The sequence below is a fragment of the Achromobacter sp. genome (assembly GCF_050285585.1).
Taxonomy (GTDB): domain Bacteria; phylum Pseudomonadota; class Gammaproteobacteria; order Burkholderiales; family Burkholderiaceae_B; genus Achromobacter.
Genome location: NZ_JBLZXF010000006.1, coordinates 162,191 through 179,129 on the forward strand (window position 1 = coordinate 162,191; position 16,939 = coordinate 179,129).

The following is a 16,939-nucleotide window of genomic DNA, read 5'->3' on the forward strand; positions in this document are numbered from 1 at the left end:
TGCCTTCCGCGCATCCGGCGCGGGAGGGGCGATCAAAAAGGTTTCGCATTTCAGGCTGGAGTTTCGTATAGTAAATTTTTTTCCAGACTCGCCACTTAGGCATAACCCTTAAGCGAAGGAACCGGCATGGATACTCCCCAAGACATCTTGCGCGCGCTCGGGCTGAACCCGGACTCGCTGACCGGCGGAACGCTGAGCGCACGCAGCCCGATCGACGGAGCCGAACTGGCCCGGGTCCCCGAACACACGGTCGCGCAGGCCCATTCGGCCATCACGCGCGCGCGCCAGGCCAGCCTGGCCTGGCGCGAGGTCCCCGCGCCCCGCCGCGGCGAACTGGTGCGCCTGTTCGGCGACATCCTGCGGCAGCACAAGCGCGAACTGGGCCGCCTCGTCAGCCTGGAAGCGGGCAAGATCATCGCGGAAGGCGAAGGCGAAGTGCAGGAAATGATCGACATCTGCGACTTTGCCGTGGGCCTGTCGCGCCAGTTGTACGGTTTGACGATCGCTTCCGAGCGTCCCGGCCACCGCATGATGGAAACCTGGCATCCGCTGGGGGTAGTCGGCGTGATCAGCGCGTTCAACTTCCCGGTGGCCGTATGGTCCTGGAACACCGCGCTGGCGCTGGTCTGCGGCAACGCCGTGGTGTGGAAGCCCTCTGAAAAAACGCCATTGACCGCGCTGGCCTGCCAAGCCCTGTTCGCCCAGGCCGCGCAACGCTTCGGCGACGCGCCTGCCGGGCTGTCCGAAGTGCTGATCGGCGGACGCGAGATCGGCGAGGCGCTGGTGGATTCGCATGCCGTGGCGCTGGTGTCGGCCACCGGATCGACGCGCATGGGCCGCCAGGTGGGGCCGCGCGTGGCCCAGCGCTTCGGCCGCGTGCTGCTGGAACTGGGGGGCAACAATGCCATCATCGTCGGCCCGACGGCCGATCTGGACATGGCCGCCCGCGGCATCGTGTTCGGCGCCATCGGCACGGCGGGCCAGCGCTGCACCACCACGCGCCGCCTGATCGTGCACGAAAGCGTGGCGGACGATCTGGTGCAGCGCCTGCACAAGGCCTACGCCAGCGCGCCCATCGGCAATCCGCTGGACAGCGCCAAGCTGGTCGGCCCGCTCATCGACCGCAACGCTTACGACGCCATGCAGGCGGCGCTGAACGCGGCGCGCGAGCAAGGCGGCAAGGTGACCGGCGGCGAACGCGTGCTGGCCGACGAATACCCCGACGCCTGGTACGTGCGCCCCGCCATCGCCGAGATGCCCGGACAGACCGACGTCGTGTGCCACGAAACCTTCGCGCCCATTCTCTACGTGATGCGCTATACCGATTTCAGCCAGGCGCTGGCCATGCAGAACGGCGTGCCTCAAGGCCTGTCCTCGGCCATCTTCACCAATGACCTGCGCGAAGCCGAGACCTTCCTGTCGGCGGCGGGCTCGGACTGCGGCATCGCCAACGTCAACATCGGCACGTCGGGCGCCGAGATCGGCGGCGCATTCGGCGGGGAAAAGGAAACCGGCGGGGGCCGCGAATCGGGTTCGGACGCATGGCGCAACTACATGCGCCGCGCCACCAACACGATCAACTACTCGCGGCACCTGCCGCTGGCGCAGGGCATCAAGTTCGGCGAATAAACCCTCCGACAACCCCGGCCCGCCCAGCCCCCGCGCATTGTCGACAATGCGCGGGGGCTTACGCTTTCTACATACGATTAGCCTGCCTTACAAACTGTTGCCGGGGTCGGTGCTACATTTCCTCGTCACAAAGCCAGGTTACGTCCCAATGCATATAAGCCGTCCCGCCCGACCCGTCCTGTCCATGCGCGCCTTGGCCGCCGCCCTCGCCATGGGCGTCGCCGGCACCGCTGCCGCGGGCGTGTCGTACAGGCTGGACCGTCCGTCGGCCGCCCCCGGCGAGACAGTCACCATCGAGGCGGTGTACTTCAATGAAGACACCGCCCGCGTCACGTGGGAAGCGCCTCCCGAACTGGTGCTGCAATGGCGGGGCCAGGACGGCCAGATCGTGCGCAGCCTGGCCAAGCTGCGCGGCGGCACCGCCAGTTTCAGCGTGCCGGTCAACAGCTTCGCGCGCATGGCCTGGACGGCCGTCGTGCCGGCCACGGCGCACGGCCTGCAAGCCGTATCCATCGAAGGCCAGCCTGCAATGATGGCGCTGGACGCCACCGGCCGCGACAGCGGCACGCTGGCCAGCACCCCCGCGCAGGGGCCCGTGGTGGATCCGAACAGCGGCCAGCCCGTGCCCGCGGCCGTGGTCACCGCGGTCGGCGCGTCGCCGCAGGGCGGTCCTTCGCCGGATGCGAGCGCCGTGCCCACCGTGCAGCAGCAGACCGCGTTCGACCGCTTCCGCAGTTCCATCTCCGAATACAAGCCGGTGTACTTCGACATCGGCACCCGCGGGCAGACCACCGCGCGGTTCCAGATCAGCGCCAAGTACCGCCTGTTCAGCCCCGCGGGCGGAAGGCAGCCCACCTGGGACGAGAACTTCTACCTGGCCTATACCCAGACCTCGCTGTGGGACCTGCAGGGCGACTCGATGCCCTTCATCGACACCACATTCAACCCCAGCGCCTTCTGGCTGTCCGACAACATGTGGTCTTCCGCCAGCCAGAATTGGCGCTTCGGCATGAACACGGGCGTGGAGCACAATTCCAACGGCAAGGACGGCGCCGACTCCCGCTCGCTCAACGACGGCTACATAGAGCCCCGTTTCCACTATCGCTTCGATGGCGGCAGCACGCTCACCTTCGCGCCCCGGATCAAGGCCTACTTCGGCGTGGCGGACGAGAACAGCGACTACGCCGACTATGCGGGCCACGTCGACTGGCAGCTGCGCTGGGCCCAGGACAACGGCGCCGTCGTCTCGGCCCTGTACCGCCAGGGCGACCAGAAGCGCCGCACCACGCAGCTGGATTTCGCATGGCCGCTGCAGCGCACGTGGCTGAACATGAACGGCTACCTGCACCTGCAGTACTTCAACGGCTACGGCGAAACGCTGCTGGGCTACAACCAGCGCAACGAATCGCAGTTCCGCATCGGCCTTTCGCTGGTGCCCTGAGCCCGCGGGCCGCTATTCCTCGACGGCCAGCTCTTCCCAGGCCAGCGCGCGGGTGCGCTCCAGCGCGACCGTGACCTGGGCCGCCGCCTCGCGCGCGGCCTGGACCAGGTCCGTTCCGTTCAACAGCCTGGCCGTCACGCTGGCCATGAACACGTCGCCCGTGCCATGCACCGACGGGGGAATGGCGATTTCCGGGTGCGTCACCACCGTGGCCTCGTCGCGCGTCACCACCGCCAGTTGCAGGGCGCCGGCCTCGGCCTCCATGGGGGCCGCGCTGGTCACGATGATCCAGCCGGGCCCGAGCGCGATCAGCTCGCGCGCAGCCGCCACCACCTCGTCCATGGACGACAGGGCGCGGCCCACCAGCAGTTCCAGCTCGAAATGATTGGGCGTCATGCCATCGGCCAACGGCACCAGCAGCGCGCGGTACTGCGCGACCAGCCCTTCGTCCACGTAGAGGCCGTCATTGCGGTCGCCCATGACCGGGTCGATATGCACCTTCAGCTCGGGCCGCGCAGCCCGCAGCGCGGGCAGCCAGCCGGCCAGCAGGCCCGCCTGCCCGGGCTGGCCCAGGTAGCCGCAGACCACGGCGCGCGCCACCCTGGTGACGCCGCGTTCGTCCAGCCCCTGCAACAGCCCTTCGAACCAGTCCAGCGGCGTCGCTCCGCCGTGCAGGGTCGGATAGTGCGGCGTATTGCTGAGGATGACGGTGGGCACGGCGATGGCGCGCAGGCCCGCCTTGCGGAAAACGGGCATGGCGGCGTTGTTGCCGACGTAGCCATAGACGACCTGGGACTGAATGGAAACGATGTCTACCTGCGCGGTCACGGCGGGCAGCGCTGCGCCCGGCTCGGGGGCAGCGGGAATGGCGGTCATGAGGCTTGCTCCTGGATGGAAGCGCGTTCGGGTCCGCGTGGCGCTACGCCATGCGGGCAATGAAATAGATCTTCTTGACGAACTGGTCCACTTCCCAGCGTCCGGTATAGCCTTCGGGCATGACGAAGGCCTCGCCTACGGTCAGTTGGTGCACGGTGCCGTCCGGGTCCACCAGGCGCGCCGAGCCTTCGGTGATGTAGCCGAATTCGATATAGCCGGTCGTGTTGGACTGGAAGACGCCCGCCGTGCTTTCCCACACGCCGGCTTCCGCCTTGCCGCCATTGCCTTCGAAGGCGGTCACGGTGCGGAACGCGGCATCGCCGGAAATCGGGCGGCGCGGCTTGCCCGGCACGGGGTTCTTCAGGGGGCCTGCATCAATGCGGACAAGCCGCGATTGGTCGTTTTTCATGGTGATTCCTGTCTCTTCGGTATCCGTACGGACATTATGCGGCAGACTCGGCCGGACTCAGTGCGCCGCCACCACCAGCACCTCGGCCATGGCGCGGCTGACGGTGCGCATGCGATGGGGCAGTTCCGAATCGAAGTAGACGGAATCGCCGGTTTCCAGGCGGAACTGGCGTTCGCCCACGTGGACTTCGATGGCGCCCTTGAGCACCAGCAGGAATTCCTCTCCGGGGTGCGGAAACACGGCGGTGGCATCGGGAAACTCGCGCGGCGGATGCACCACGAAAGGCTCCATCGCCTTAACCTTGCGGCGCCCGGCCAGCGATTCATAATGGTATTCGCTGCCCAGGCCGCGGCGCTGCAGCGCCTCGCGGTCGGCCACCCGGACCACGCTGACCACCTCCTCCTGCGCCGCGTCGTCCGATCCCACCAGCTGCGACACGCCCAGGCCGTAGGCCTCGGCCAACCTCAGCACGGTCGAAATGGAAGGTTCGCTCAGGCCGCGTTCCAGCTTCGAGAGGTAGCTCTTGGTCAATCCGGTGCGCTGCGCCAGCTGCTCCAGGGACAGGGCTTGCTGGCGGCGCAGGGCGCGCAAACGGTGCGGCAGGTCGATCATGGACGGTAGGGGTTGCGAAATTCAACCGCTAAGAATGCCCGAAACCTGCCCGGCCGTCGAGCCGCCCCCTCCGTCCGGCGCCCCCCCGATGCCGCCGGCGCCAGGCGGCGCGCCTCACAGGCCCTAGGCCAGCACGTCCGGATGGGCCCTCAGGGCCCGCCGCGCGTAATAGGAGAAGCCCACCTGCGACCGCTTCGGCGTCAGGATCCAGTCATGGGCCTCCCGGCCCAGCGCCGGCGGGATGGGCTGGATCTTGCCGGCGGCCATGGCCAGCAGCTGCATGCGCGCGGCGCGCTCGAACTGCAGGGCCAGCACGCAGGCCTCCTCGACCGACCCCGCCGCGACCAGCATGCCATGGTGCGACAACAGGATGGCGCGCTTGGCGCCCAGCGCCGCCGAAATGATCTCGCCCTCCTCGTTGCCCACCGGAACGCCGGGCCAATCCTTCAGGAAGGCCACGTCGTCGTACAGCGGACAGTTGTCCATGTGCGAGATCTCCAGGGGCACTTCCAGCATCGACAGCGACGCGGCATGCAGCGGATGCGTGTGGATGATGCAATTCACGTCCGGGCGCGCGCGGTAGATCCAGGAATGGAAGCGGTTGGCCGGATTCGGCATGCCCGCCCCTTCCTGCACCCGCAGGTCCTCGTCCACCAGCAACAGGTTGCTGGCGGTGATCTCGTCAAAGCCCAGGCCCAGGCGCTGCGTGAAATAGCGATCGGGCTCGGGCGCGCGCGCGGTGATCTGCCCCGCCAGGCCCGAATCGTGCCCGCCGTCGAACAGGATGCGGCAGGTCAGCGCCAGGCGTTCGCGCAGACTCCAGTCGGGCGTCTCGAACTGGCGCTGCATCTCGGCCTTCGCCCGCGCGATGAGTTCGTCTTTTCCCAGGTGCATCGTATCGGCCATCATTTCTCCATCTGATTCAGTCAATCATGCCGCTTCGATCAACGGCGTAAAACCGGGCAAGGCGCGCATGCGCGCCAGCCAGGCGTCGATATGGGCGAAGCCGGACAGGTCGTAGCCCCCCTCCGCCGCCATGCTCGTATAGGGGAACAGCGCGATGTCCGCGATGGTGGGCGCGGCCCCGACCAGATAGGCCCGGCCCGCCAGATGCGCGTCCATCCATGCCGCCGCCTTCAGGCCGATCTCGCGCCATGCCTTCATCGCGGGATCGTCCACCTGCGCCGTCCGCCGCAAATGAATCAATAGACGCGGCTGCGCGAACGCATGCATGTGCTGCGTCTGCTCGAAACTCAGCCAGCTGGCGACCCGAGCCTGCGCCAGGCGGTCCGCCGGCAGCCACGGCGTGCCCTGGCCGAGGTACCAGAGGATCGCCTGCGACTCCGCCAGCCATTCTCCTTCCGCAGTGAACAGAACAGGGACCTGGCGCCACGGATTGATGCGCGCGAACGTCTCCGTTTCCAGGTCGCCCTGGACGATATCGAACGTGCGGCGCGCGATCGGCAGGCCCATGTAACCGCAGGCCAGCCGGATCTTCCAGGCATTGCCCGAACGCAGCGTGTCGGCCAGTTCCAGCCGCTTGCCGGCCAAGGGATGGGGCGTCGGATTCATGGTCAGTCCATCTTGATGTTGGCGCGCTTCACGATATCGGCCCATTTTGCCTTCTCGCCCGCGATGAAGCGCTGGTACTCGGCGGGCGTCCCGTCATACAGCTGTGTGCCCTGCGACGCCAGCCGCTGCCTCAGCTCGGGCGACGACAAGGTTTTCTGCAAGGCGGCGCTCAATTTCTCCAGCACCTCGGCGGGCGTGCCGGCCGGCGCGAAGAACGCGTTCCAGGAACTGATCTGCAGACCGGGATCGCCCACCTCGCCGGCGGCGGGAACCTCTGGCGCGGAAGGCAGGCGCTTGTCGGCGGCCACGGCCAGCGCGCGCAGCTTGCCCGACGCCGCGTGCGGCATGATCACGGGGCTGGCGTCCATCACCACGTCGACCTGCCCGCCGATCGCGGCGTTCACCGCCTCGCTTCCGCTCTTGAACGGCACGTGCACGATGTCCACCGCGGCGGTCAGCTTCAGCAGTTCCAGGCCCAGGTGCGGCGAACTGGCATTGCCCGCCGACCCGAAATTCAGCTTCGCGGGATGCGCCTTGGCGTAGGCCACGAACTCGCCGAACGTGGCCGCCGGCACGCCCGCCCGCACTGCCAGCAGATAGGGCGAGCCGGACACCATGCCCACGGGCGCGAACCTGTCCGCATCGTAGGACAGCTTGCTGTAGATCAGCGGGTTCACCACCTGCGTGCCTACCGTGCCCATGAAGATCGTATAGCCGTCCGCCGGCGCCGAGGCGGCCACTTGCGCCGCGATCACGCCGCCCGCGCCCGGCCGGTTCTCCACCACGATGCCCTGCCCCAACGCATCGCCCATGCCCTTGCCCACCTGGCGCGCGACGATGTCCGTGATCCCCCCGGCGCCGAACGGCACGACCAGCCGGATCGGCCGCTCCGGATATGCCGCCTGGGCTCCGCCGCCCGCCATTGCCGCCGCCAGCGCCAACGCGCCCGCCATGCCCCGATACGTCATCCTGGTTCCCCTTTTTGCCGCGGATCGATTCCGCCATGACACAAAGTGTCCTATAGAGCATTGATTTTCCGCAAGAGAAATAGATCTAGGGGAATCCCTGAGCGGAAGAACAGGCCCCTCCTGGAAAGCTTCCATTCCTAAACAGGCTCACTCCGTGCTCCACGGAAGAACCCGATACATTGGCCCTGATCGTGTGCGATGCGGGGCCGGCATGGGTTACCCCGGGGCGGCTTGCCCTTCCTGCGCGTCGCGCGCCTGGCCGATATGTCACTGGTGGCGCGGTCGACAGGCGTTGGCTGTCCGCGGGACTTCGCGCAAGCCAAGGGCTACCCCATGGTGTATGATTCGCCCTTTATTGAATGCGAATTAGTTTCGTTTGCAACACCTAGACAAAGGGGCCCCGGCGCCGCGGGCTTGGACAGGAATGAAGGCTGACGAATACGGTGCGGCATCGTCCATGGACGTGATCTATTGCGATCACCACGAATGGCTCCAAGCGTGGCTGCGACGCCGCCTGGGCAATGCGGCGGACGCCGCCGACCTGGCCCATGACGCCTTTCTCCGCCTGCTCAGCAAGCCGGCCTCGCAAGGATTCAAGAGCTTTCCGGAGGCCCGTGGCTATTTGCGCGCCATGGCCAATGGGCTGTGCGCAGACTTATGGCGCCGCCGTGAAGTCGAACACGCCTGGCTGGACACGCTGGCCGCGCGCCCCGAATCGTTCGAGCCGTCTCCCGAGCAACGCGCGTTGATCATCGAAACGCTGATGGAAATCGGCACGATGCTGAGCCGCTTGCCGCACAAGGCCGCCACGGCCTTCATCATGGCGCAGGTGGACGGTGTGCCCTACCGCGAAATCGCCCAGACCCTCGGGGTGTCGGAACGCATGGTCCAGAAATACATCGCCCAAGGCATGTTGCAGTGCGCGCTGATCGATGCGGGGCTGGGGAGGTAGACGAATGGCGCTGCCTTTAAGCGATCCGCCGCCCGGCGGCGGAGCCGCGCCGTCATTGGAAAGCGCGCCGAAAGCCGATTTCGACAGCCTGCAACAGGCCGCCGACTGGTTTGCCTTGTTGCGCGCGGACGGCGCGACCGATCAGGACCGGATCGCGTGGCGGGCCTGGTTGAGCGAACGAACCGAGCATGCGAGGGCGTGGCGTCACGTCGAAGCCGTCAGCCAGCGGTTCGCGCCGCTGCGCGCGGGCGGGGCCGAGGCAGCGCTGGCAGGCGCCGCCGTGGCGCGCAAGGGCGCGCTCAAGCGGCGTCAACTGCTGGGCAGCAGCGCCATCGCGCTGGGCACGGGCGCGTTGGTTTGGCTGGGATGGCGCTATCCCCCCCTGCGCGATCAGGCGCTGGCGTTTGCGGCCGACTACGCCACGGCTACGGGAGAGCGGCGTGCCCTGCTGCTGGCAGACGGATCGAGAATCTGGTTGAACGCCGGAAGCGCCCTGAATGTGGAATACCGCGACTCGGCTCGGTGTTTGATGCTGCTGAGGGGCGAGATCCTGATCGAAACGGCACGCGACCGCGCGCAACGGCCGTTCTATGTCGAATCCCGCTTTGGACGCATGCAGGCATTGGGCACGCGTTTCAGCGTGCGCCTGACGGAAAACCTGGTCCAGCTGGACGTCTATGACGGCGAAGTGGCGATACGCAACCATGCGGGCGCGTCGGTAAACGTGACGGCAGGCGGCCAAGCCCGCTTCGACGCCGACCTCATCGTATCCACCGCAAGCGCCGACCCCGCCCGGGAAGCGTGGAGCCGGGGCGTCGTGCTCGCCGACAACCTGCCCCTGAAGGCGCTCGTCAATGAACTGGGGCGCTATCGCAAGGGCTATCTGGACGTGGCGCCGGAAGTCGCGGACATGCTCGTCATGGGCGTATTCCCCGCCGACGACTCCGATCGCGCGCTGGACATGCTGGAACGTAATCTGCCCGTGCGCGTGCAGCGGCCGCTGCCGTGGTGGACATCGATCGTCGCGCGCTGACGAGAATTTTTTTGGAAATCAGTTCGGGTTTTTGAATCTCATCCGATTTACGGAATGAGAGAAGATCAGGTCGACACGTCGATGGCCTCCCTCTCGCTGCTCACCACCACGCCTAGAGGGACTTCCGCCTTATGCTTCGCCGCCGTACCCGTTTCTGCGCCGACCGCGCGCTCAACGCCACCCCGCGCTTTACCGTCCGGCCCCTGGCGCTCACTCTGCACCTGGCCGTCGCCGGCGTGATCGGCGGCGCGGCGGCCTGGGCGCCGGCGGCGCGGGCACAAGCCACCGAGGTTCGCGACTACGCCATCCCGGCCGGCCCCCTGACCGCCGCACTGAATCAACTGGCCGCGGACGCCGGCGTATTCCTGACCGCGCCCGGCACGCTCACGCAAGGCAAGACCACCGCCGGCCTGCAAGGCCGCTACCACGTGCAGGCCGCCTTTCAGACGCTGCTCCTGGGTTCCGGCCTGCAAGCCGTCCGGCAGGGCGACAACACCTACACGCTGCGCGCCAATAGCGCCGACGCGCATGCGGCGACAGTTCTGGAACCGGTCGCCGTGTTCGGCGACTTCGACGCGCCCGTCAGCGAAGGCACCGGCAGCTACACGGTGCCGGTCAGCAGCACCGCGACGAAGATGAATCTGTCGATCAAGGAGACGCCGCAATCGATCAGCATAATCACTCGGCAGCAGATCGAGGATCAGCAGCTCAACAGCATGACCGCCGTGCTCAACCAGACGCCGGGCATCACCATGTCGCAAGACGGCGGCGAACGCTTCAACATCTATTCGCGCGGCAGCGCCATGGATACCTATCAACTGGATGGCGTGACCACCACCCAAGTGAACCAGTCGCGCACCATGCCCAGCACTTTGCTCGACATGGCGCTATACGACCGCGTGGAAGTGGTGCGCGGCGCCACCGGGCTGATGACGGGCGCCGGCAGCCCGAGTGGCACCGTCAACCTGATCCGCAAGCGGCCCACGCCCGAGTTCCAGGCCTACGCACAGGTGGCAGCCGGCTCGTGGGACCTGTATCGAGCCGAAGCCGATATCTCCGGCCCGCTTGGCGGCAACGGAAAGCTGCGTGGCCGGCTGGTGGCCGCCAAGCAGGACAACCATACCTTCATGGACGCCTACACCCAGGACAAGGACGTACTGTACGGCGTGGTCGAAGCCAATCTGACGGATACCACGCTGCTGCGTTTCGGCATCGATCACCAACGGTACAAGGCGACGGGCGCGCCCGGTGTTCCCTTGATCTTCACCAACGGCCGGCAGACGGACTTCACTCGTTCGACCAGTTCGGGCGCTCGCTGGATGTACGACGAGTTCAAGACCACCAACTACACGGCGAACTTCGAACAGGCATTGGCGCATGACTGGCAGTTCAAGGTCGCCGCCAACTACATGGACGTGGAGCGTTCCAACTTGAACGGCTCGTATCGGGTAGGCTCGGGCCGATCGTTCCTGGACCAGGCCACGGGCAACGCGGGCATGCTGGCCTACCGGGCAGGCGCGACGCAAACCCAGACGGGCGTGGACGTCACGATCCAGGGCCCCTTCGATCTGGGCGGACGGACGCATGAGTTCATTGCGGGCTTCAACTTCCAGAACTATGAGAACAAGCACAAAGGCTGGGACGTGGGCGTATCCACGGTCGATTTCTACACCTGGGGCAACAACATGGCCAGGCCGGGCGACACCGGCACCGTGGGCGAGATCTTCAACGTGAAATCACGCCAGAGCGGCAGCTATGCCGCCTTTCGCCTTAACCCCCTCGATGACGTGCATCTGATTCTGGGCGCCCGGCGGTCCGACTACAACTACGATTATCACTATGAGAGCCCGACCGACAATTTCCTGCAAACCTACACCATGCGCGCGCGCGGTGAGATCACGCCCTACGCCGGCATCGTCTACGACCTGACGCCCGAACAATCGGTCTACGCCAGCTACACCGATATCTTCCAGCCGCAATCCTCCCAGGACCGCAACGGCAACGTACTCGACCCCATCGTGGGCAAGAACTATGAAATGGGCTGGAAAGGGGAATTCCTCAACCGCCGCCTGAACACCAGCGTGGCGATATACCGGTCCCAGAAAGACAACGTCGCGGAACTGGACCCAGGTTACACGGTACCGGGGACGGAGAATGCCGCCTACCGCGCGGCCAAAGGCGCCAGAACCACGGGCATCGACCTGGAAGTGGCCGGTGAAATCCTGCCTGGCTGGAACATGCATGCGGGCTTCAGCCACGCCAAAAGCGAAGACGCGCAAGGCGCGCAATTGCTGACTCAGTTGCCGGTCAACACGCTGCGCCTGTGGACGACGTACCGGCTGGGCGGCGCCTGGAGCGGGCTGACGGTGGGTGGCGGCCTCGACTGGACGTCGAAGACTTCGTTGTACTTCAGCCGCTATGACAGCACGGTCAAACAGGATGCGTACACGGTGGTCAATCTGATGGCGCGCTACCAGTTCAACAAGCAGCTGGCGGCAACGTTGAACGTCAATAACCTGTTCGACAAATCCTACTACCAGGGCATAGGCGGAAGCTATGGGCATTACGGCTCGCCACGATTCGCGAGCGTGACGCTGCGCTACGATTTTTGATTCAGACGAGCGGCGCATTGCGCTGCCCGATGCTTGCAGCGCATTGGGGCGCGAGTGGCTGCAATGGGTCGGAAGCAGCGGTCACTGAGTCAATGCGCGCCCCGGCTGGAGCCGGGCGCGAGCCCCATGACGCGCTTGAACGCGCGACTGAATGCCGCCTGCGATGTATAGCCCAGGCGTTCGGCGACCGCATCAATCGACAGCCTGTCGTAGGTCAGCCATTGCCTGGCGAGCCGCATCTTCAACTCGGTCGCGTAGCGCAAGGGCGGAGTCCCTACCGTGGCGTGAAATCGCTCTGCAAAGACCGAACGCGAAATATGGCACTCGTCCGCCAATTCGGCCAACTTCCAGTCTCGGGCGGGCTGGCGGTGCAACGCCAGGATGGCGCGGGCAAGCCGCGGGTCCCGCAGCGCCGCGGCCAGGCCGGAGGCGTTGTCGCAGCCGCACTCGATCCATCCCCGGACGATCATCGCGGCCACCACTTCGGCGAGCCGGGCCAGGATATCCGCAAAACCCACGCGTCTGGAACAGATCTCCCCTTTCATCGAAGAGAGAATCGGAATCAGGCCAGGATAGCGATCGCTGTCTGCATCCACGCACATGACGTCCGGCATCAATTGGCCGAGGGCCCGCATGCCGCCGAGGTCGAATTCCATGCAACCGTAGAAAAAGATCGCGCTTGGCACGGCGCTGGCGCTGGGGCACGTATCCACCTCAGTCACGGAATTGCCGATCAGGTTCGCCGCGAGCGTCTCGATGTCCTGGACCTGGGCATCCTCGCCCGATAGCCATTGATGGGCTTGCCCATGAGGCAGGAACACGGCATTGCCGGCGCTCAGTTCATGCAGGCTTCCGTCGCCGGTGCGCAGCAGGGCCGATCCCACCGCCAGGTAATAGAAGTATCCGTGGCCCGCCTTGGCGTCAACACCCAGCCCAAAACTCGGCCCGGTCTGCACACGCCTGTAGTGCACGCCTCGCAGGCGCATTCCCGTAAGCAATTCGCTGATCAGGTGGGGAGGAAGCGCGTAGTCCGGGGAAGGCATGATCGGATTTTCTATCATAAATTCAGTACGGATCATCATAGATCATCCCATTCTGTCCACCTAGACTTGCACCCACTGTTTTTTTTGGATGAGTGAAATGCATAGTGATGTGGACAAATCCCAGCCTGACGGTTCGGCAGGCGCCGAGAACATCGAACCGGCTTCGCCTGCGTGGACGGCAGTGTTCTCGTTGGCGATGGGCGTATTCGGTCTCCTGACCGCGGAGTATCTGCCGGCAAGCCTGCTGACGCCCATGGCGGAGACGTTGCGCGTATCGGAAGCCATGGCGGGACAGGCGGTGACAGTCACGGCGGTGGTTGCCCTTTTCGCGGGCTTGCTGGTGCCGGGCCTGACACGCGCCCTCGATCGCCGAACCGTGCTGCTCGGCTTTTCGACTTTGATGATCGTGTCCAATCTGTTGGTCGCGGCATCGTCCAGCATGTGGGTATTGCTGCTGATGCGCGTTCTGCTGGGGATCGCCCTGGGAGGATTCTGGAGCATGGCCGCGGCTGTCGCCATGCGATTGGTGCCGGCAGCGCTCCTGCCGCGCGCGTTATCCATCATCTTCAGCGGCATCGCCGTGGGAACCGTGGTCGCCGTGCCCTTGGGGAGCTATCTGGGCGGCCAATTCGGATGGCGCAGCGCCTTTGTCGCCGCAGGGGCCGTGGGCATGATGACGCTGGCATTCCAGTGGTTCACGTTGCCGCGGATGGCGCCCCGCGGGTCCGTCCGGCTGAGAACGATCCTGGACGTGCTCTTGCGACCCGGAATCGCGGTTGGCATGCTCGGCTGCATCCTGGCTCATACGGGCCACTTCGCCCTCTTCACCTATATCCGGCCTTTCCTGGAAACCACGGTCGGCGTCAAGACGGACGGCCTTGCGCTCATGTTGCTCGGCTTCGGCATCGCAAACTTCTTCGGAACCATGCTCGCCGGCTGGTTGATGCAGCGCAGCCTGCATTTCACCCTGGCGCTGATGCCTGCGATCGTCGGCGTCGTCGCCTTGGCGATGGCCATTTTTTCCACCTCCCTGATCGGACAGGCCGTGTTGGTCGCGGCCTGGGGCCTCGCATTCGGCGGCGTGCCCGTCGCTTGGTCGAATTGGGTCGCGCGGGCCGTGCCGGATCAAGCCGAAAGTGCGGGGGGTATGGTCGTGGCCTCGGTACAGTCATCGATCGCCACGGGCGCAGCCGCAGGCGGAGCCATGTTCAGCCTGAGCAGCATTGGCGGCGTGTTCATTGCGGGAGGATGCCTCATGCTGCTGGCCGGCCTGTTCATCTCGATGCGGGTCAATGTGCCGTCGCCGTCATTCGGCGCGGCCGCACAGCCGGCGGTTCATCTCTAGCACGGCGCTCCGAAGAGGCGATTCTTCCTGCGTGGCGCGTTGGCACGATTTCCCAGCCAGCCCGAAGGCATGCGGCAGTTCCCTGCCCCATGCCTGACGCACGCAAAAGCCGAACACACGCCTAAAGTGTCATCTGTTGACACTGAATATTGTCTGTTGACACGATCCGCAAATGCATTTCAAATGCGACCTAGCTCGGAGGTGCCGAGCGATTGAACTCAATACCGATAGCTTGGGGACAACAATGAGCAGCCCGATGTCAAGAAAAGGACGCCTGAAGTCCTTGCGCGCAGTTGGTGTAGGCAACGCACTCGAATGGTTCGACTGGACGCTTTACGCCACCTTCTCCGCATTCCTGGCACGCAACCTTTTCGACAAAACCGACGCGCGCTCAGCGATGCTGTCGACCCTTGCAGTATTTGCGGCGGGCTTCATCGCGCGCCCGTTGGGCGGCCTGATATTCGGAAAACTGGCCGACCGGCTCGGACGGCAACGCATCATGCTCATCACGATGTCGCTCCTGGCCCTCAGCAGCCTTGGAATCGCGCTGATCCCGACTTACGAATCGATAGGCTTGTCCGCTTCCATAGCCCTCATGATCTTCCGGCTTTTGCAAGGGATTGCGCATGGCGGCGAGACGGGCGTTTCGTACACCTACGTGGCAGAGATCGCGCCGAGCAGGCACCGCGGCCTGTGGTCGAGCTCAATCTATCTGGGCGTCATGGCGGGCGTGATAGCCGCCACGCTGGTGGCTGCGGCGCTGACAGCGGTTCTTGAGCCCGCCGCGATGAACGACTACGGATGGCGTATCGGTTTCGCGATCGGCGGCGTGCTCGGCGTTTACGTGCTTTTCATGCGCCGCAACATCGAGGAATCCCACGTCTTCGCCGAACAGCAGGCCCAGACTTCGCCGAGCCGGAAACTGTCGCGCCGTGAAGTGTTCCGCATTGCCCGCAATCTCGTCATGCTCAACTGTTCCGCCAACGTCACCTACTACGCCTGGGTGACATTCGCGCCGGCGACCGCGATCGCCAAAGGCATGGATGCGGCAGGGGCCTATCGCGCCAGCCTGTTCGCAATGATCTTGTGCGTGCTCTGGCTGCCCGTCTGCGGGATCATTTCCGACAAGCTCGGGCGCAAGCCGATTATCGTGCTCTGGGGCATTCTCGTTGTCGTGCTCACCCATCCCATCGCCACCATGGTGACCACGGAGCCGCGCACACTCTTCTGGTCGCAGGTCGTCGGACTGGCCGCGTGGTCTCTCATCGCTTCGATCTTTCCCGCGGTGCTGTCGGAGCAGGTGCCTACACAGGCGCGCGCACAAGGCGTTGGATTTGTTTCGTCGGTGTCCGTTGCCATCTTCGGAGGAACGGCGCCTTATCTGAACGCTTATCTTGCGGGGATCGGCCTGGAGCACGTGTATACCTACTACGTGATGGCCCTGGGCGTCGTCACCATCGCCGCCGGGCTCCTGATCCGGGAAACCGCCGGTGTCGATCTTAGTGAAATCGCGAACGACGCCGTCGCCAGCTCCCCGTCCGCGGGCATCAATCAGTACGCAGGCGGGCGCTGACCTCGGCTGCCGCCGCTTGCAGCAATGCAAGCATCTCGGGCACGCCGTCTTTGATCACGATTTGAGGAGTCAAGGTTGCAATGCTTATGCTGGCCACGAGCTGGCCGTTTCGGTCCAAGACCGGTACGCCGAGGGCAGACATTCCCAGCGTATACGTGTCAACGGCAAGCTCCCAGCCACGCTTGCGGATCTGAGCGGCATCGCGCTCCAGCGCGGCCGGATCCACCACGGTACTCGTCGTCGGCCGCTCCAGCGGAGCCTGCAGGACTTTCGCACGCTCTTCTGCCGACAAATAAGCCAGCAGCACTCGAGGCCCCCCGCTGTGGTTCAAGGAAACCCGGGTACCTATGCCTGACCAGCGCGTATCGACATGCAGGTCGGGACTTTTTACGCGGTCCAGGCATAACGCGGAACCGTCAAAGTAAGTCCACAGGAAGGAAGTCGCGCCGCTGCGCTCGGCAAGGCGGGTCAACGCCGGCGCCGCGATATCACGAAGGTCGTTTCCATACTGGACGGCAGGCATGAGCATCAGGATGCCTGCTCCGAGCGAATAGGTTTTTGTCGAATCGTCGAACTCGATGAAGTCGCCGGAAGCCAGCGTCTGCAGCAAACGCCTCGTCGTGCCTTTGTCGAGGCCACTCAGCCGAGTCAATTCGGCAAGAGAAAGGCGCGTGGTTGTTGGACCGAAGGCTCGCAGAAGCGCCATCGCGCGTTCTACAGCGCGGACTTTGGACAGCGAGCCACTTGCTTCACCCATCACCGTTCCTTAAAGACAAAAAACCCATCACGAGTGTCATCTGATGACACATCATATCATTTATGTACGCGTGGCCCGTGCGCCCGCGGCATGCCGAGTATCGAGGGCCATTGAAAC

At 65.1% G+C, this 16,939-nt stretch carries 15 protein-coding genes; 7 read left to right on the forward strand and 8 right to left on the reverse strand.

The window, feature by feature from the left end:
• The first annotated feature begins 126 nt into the window (after positions 1 to 126).
• Together amaB and ACN6PJ_RS11345 are read left to right on the forward strand one after the other, a co-directional pair.
• Entirely contained in the window at positions 127 to 1,629 is a 1,503-nt protein-coding gene (amaB, locus tag ACN6PJ_RS11340; protein ID WP_427995953.1) for an L-piperidine-6-carboxylate dehydrogenase, read from the forward strand.
• 148 nt (positions 1,630 to 1,777) lie between these two features.
• On the forward strand, positions 1,778 to 3,070 hold the full coding sequence (locus ACN6PJ_RS11345; RefSeq protein ID WP_427995954.1) for a phospholipase A: 1,293 nt from the start codon (positions 1,778 to 1,780) through the stop codon (positions 3,068 to 3,070).
• A 12-nt stretch (positions 3,071 to 3,082) separates the two neighbouring features.
• On the opposite strand, the gene pdxK is transcribed toward ACN6PJ_RS11345, so the two are convergent.
• The 6 genes from pdxK to ACN6PJ_RS11375 form a co-directional block, all read right to left on the reverse strand.
• Positions 3,083 to 3,946 carry a pyridoxine/pyridoxal/pyridoxamine kinase gene (pdxK, locus tag ACN6PJ_RS11350; RefSeq protein ID WP_427995955.1) on the reverse strand — a complete coding sequence of 288 codons (864 nt, stop codon included), beginning with the start codon at positions 3,944 to 3,946 and terminating at the stop codon, positions 3,083 to 3,085.
• Positions 3,947 to 3,989: 43 nt separating this feature from the next.
• Positions 3,990 to 4,355 (reverse strand): cupin domain-containing protein, encoded by a 366-nt coding sequence (locus ACN6PJ_RS11355; RefSeq protein ID WP_427995956.1) that lies wholly within the window; start codon positions 4,353 to 4,355, stop codon positions 3,990 to 3,992.
• A gap of 57 nt (positions 4,356 to 4,412) precedes the next feature.
• The gene (locus ACN6PJ_RS11360; protein WP_427995957.1) at positions 4,413 to 4,967 is read right to left on the reverse strand and encodes a helix-turn-helix domain-containing protein; all 555 of its coding nucleotides are present in this window, start codon (positions 4,965 to 4,967) and stop codon (positions 4,413 to 4,415) included.
• A 123-nt stretch (positions 4,968 to 5,090) separates the two neighbouring features.
• Positions 5,091 to 5,873, reverse strand: coding sequence for an aldolase (locus ACN6PJ_RS11365; protein ID WP_427995958.1), 783 nt, complete (start codon positions 5,871 to 5,873; stop codon positions 5,091 to 5,093).
• Positions 5,874 to 5,897: 24 nt separating this feature from the next.
• Positions 5,898 to 6,539: a glutathione S-transferase family protein gene (locus tag ACN6PJ_RS11370; protein ID WP_427995959.1), complete on the reverse strand. Its 642-nt coding sequence runs from the start codon at positions 6,537 to 6,539 to the stop codon at positions 5,898 to 5,900.
• A gap of 2 nt (positions 6,540 to 6,541) precedes the next feature.
• The gene (locus ACN6PJ_RS11375; protein WP_427995960.1) at positions 6,542 to 7,507 is read right to left on the reverse strand and encodes a Bug family tripartite tricarboxylate transporter substrate binding protein; all 966 of its coding nucleotides are present in this window, start codon (positions 7,505 to 7,507) and stop codon (positions 6,542 to 6,544) included.
• A gap of 424 nt (positions 7,508 to 7,931) precedes the next feature.
• Between ACN6PJ_RS11375 and ACN6PJ_RS11380 the strand changes: the two genes are divergently transcribed.
• The 3 genes from ACN6PJ_RS11380 (at position 7,932) to ACN6PJ_RS11390 (ending at position 12,104) form a co-directional block, all read left to right on the forward strand.
• Entirely contained in the window at positions 7,932 to 8,459 is a 528-nt protein-coding gene (locus ACN6PJ_RS11380) for a sigma-70 family RNA polymerase sigma factor (protein ID WP_427995961.1), read from the forward strand.
• A gap of 4 nt (positions 8,460 to 8,463) precedes the next feature.
• Positions 8,464 to 9,492, forward strand: a complete 1,029-nt coding sequence (locus ACN6PJ_RS11385) for a FecR domain-containing protein (protein ID WP_427995962.1) — start codon at positions 8,464 to 8,466, stop codon at positions 9,490 to 9,492.
• A gap of 131 nt (positions 9,493 to 9,623) precedes the next feature.
• Positions 9,624 to 12,104 carry a TonB-dependent siderophore receptor gene (locus ACN6PJ_RS11390; protein ID WP_427995963.1) on the forward strand — a complete coding sequence of 827 codons (2,481 nt, stop codon included), beginning with the start codon at positions 9,624 to 9,626 and terminating at the stop codon, positions 12,102 to 12,104.
• A gap of 89 nt (positions 12,105 to 12,193) precedes the next feature.
• Here ACN6PJ_RS11390 and ACN6PJ_RS11395 read toward each other — a convergent pair whose 3' ends face one another.
• A complete protein-coding gene (locus tag ACN6PJ_RS11395; RefSeq protein ID WP_427995964.1) occupies positions 12,194 to 13,186 on the reverse strand; it encodes an AraC family transcriptional regulator in 993 nt (330 codons plus the stop codon).
• Between the two features lie 70 nt (positions 13,187 to 13,256).
• Here ACN6PJ_RS11395 and ACN6PJ_RS11400 point away from each other — a divergent pair, with 70 nt between their 5' ends.
• Together ACN6PJ_RS11400 and ACN6PJ_RS11405 are read left to right on the forward strand one after the other, a co-directional pair.
• Complete coding sequence (locus tag ACN6PJ_RS11400) at positions 13,257 to 14,492, forward strand: MFS transporter (RefSeq protein ID WP_427995965.1); 1,236 nt, start codon at positions 13,257 to 13,259, stop codon at positions 14,490 to 14,492.
• Between the two features lie 244 nt (positions 14,493 to 14,736).
• Positions 14,737 to 16,065, forward strand: coding sequence for an MFS transporter (locus tag ACN6PJ_RS11405; RefSeq protein WP_427995966.1), 1,329 nt, complete (start codon positions 14,737 to 14,739; stop codon positions 16,063 to 16,065).
• Here the strand turns inward: ACN6PJ_RS11405 and ACN6PJ_RS11410 are convergent.
• Positions 16,040 to 16,822 carry an IclR family transcriptional regulator gene (locus ACN6PJ_RS11410; RefSeq protein WP_427995967.1) on the reverse strand — a complete coding sequence of 261 codons (783 nt, stop codon included), beginning with the start codon at positions 16,820 to 16,822 and terminating at the stop codon, positions 16,040 to 16,042. The genes ACN6PJ_RS11405 and ACN6PJ_RS11410 overlap by 26 nt on opposite strands.
• Positions 16,823 to 16,939 lie beyond the last annotated feature (117 nt).

Bases quoted from the DNA above. Each gene is read 5' to 3' on its own strand.
- amaB (WP_427995953.1), top strand. From the start codon at position 127: ATGGATACTCCCCAAGACATCTTGCGCGCGCTCGGGCTGAACCCGGAC.
- ACN6PJ_RS11345 (WP_427995954.1), top strand. From the start codon at position 1,778: ATGCATATAAGCCGTCCCGCCCGACCCGTCCTGTCCATGCGCGCCTTG.
- pdxK (WP_427995955.1), bottom strand. From the start codon at position 3,946: ATGACCGCCATTCCCGCTGCCCCCGAGCCGGGCGCAGCGCTGCCCGCC.
- ACN6PJ_RS11355 (WP_427995956.1), bottom strand. From the start codon at position 4,355: ATGAAAAACGACCAATCGCGGCTTGTCCGCATTGATGCAGGCCCCCTG.
- ACN6PJ_RS11360 (WP_427995957.1), bottom strand. From the start codon at position 4,967: ATGATCGACCTGCCGCACCGTTTGCGCGCCCTGCGCCGCCAGCAAGCC.
- ACN6PJ_RS11365 (WP_427995958.1), bottom strand. From the start codon at position 5,873: ATGGCCGATACGATGCACCTGGGAAAAGACGAACTCATCGCGCGGGCG.
- ACN6PJ_RS11370 (WP_427995959.1), bottom strand. From the start codon at position 6,539: ATGAATCCGACGCCCCATCCCTTGGCCGGCAAGCGGCTGGAACTGGCC.
- ACN6PJ_RS11375 (WP_427995960.1), bottom strand. From the start codon at position 7,507: ATGACGTATCGGGGCATGGCGGGCGCGTTGGCGCTGGCGGCGGCAATG.
- ACN6PJ_RS11380 (WP_427995961.1), top strand. From the start codon at position 7,932: ATGAAGGCTGACGAATACGGTGCGGCATCGTCCATGGACGTGATCTAT.
- ACN6PJ_RS11385 (WP_427995962.1), top strand. From the start codon at position 8,464: ATGGCGCTGCCTTTAAGCGATCCGCCGCCCGGCGGCGGAGCCGCGCCG.
- ACN6PJ_RS11390 (WP_427995963.1), top strand. From the start codon at position 9,624: ATGCTTCGCCGCCGTACCCGTTTCTGCGCCGACCGCGCGCTCAACGCC.
- ACN6PJ_RS11395 (WP_427995964.1), bottom strand. From the start codon at position 13,186: ATGATGATCCGTACTGAATTTATGATAGAAAATCCGATCATGCCTTCC.
- ACN6PJ_RS11405 (WP_427995966.1), top strand. From the start codon at position 14,737: ATGAGCAGCCCGATGTCAAGAAAAGGACGCCTGAAGTCCTTGCGCGCA.
- ACN6PJ_RS11410 (WP_427995967.1), bottom strand. From the start codon at position 16,822: ATGGGTGAAGCAAGTGGCTCGCTGTCCAAAGTCCGCGCTGTAGAACGC.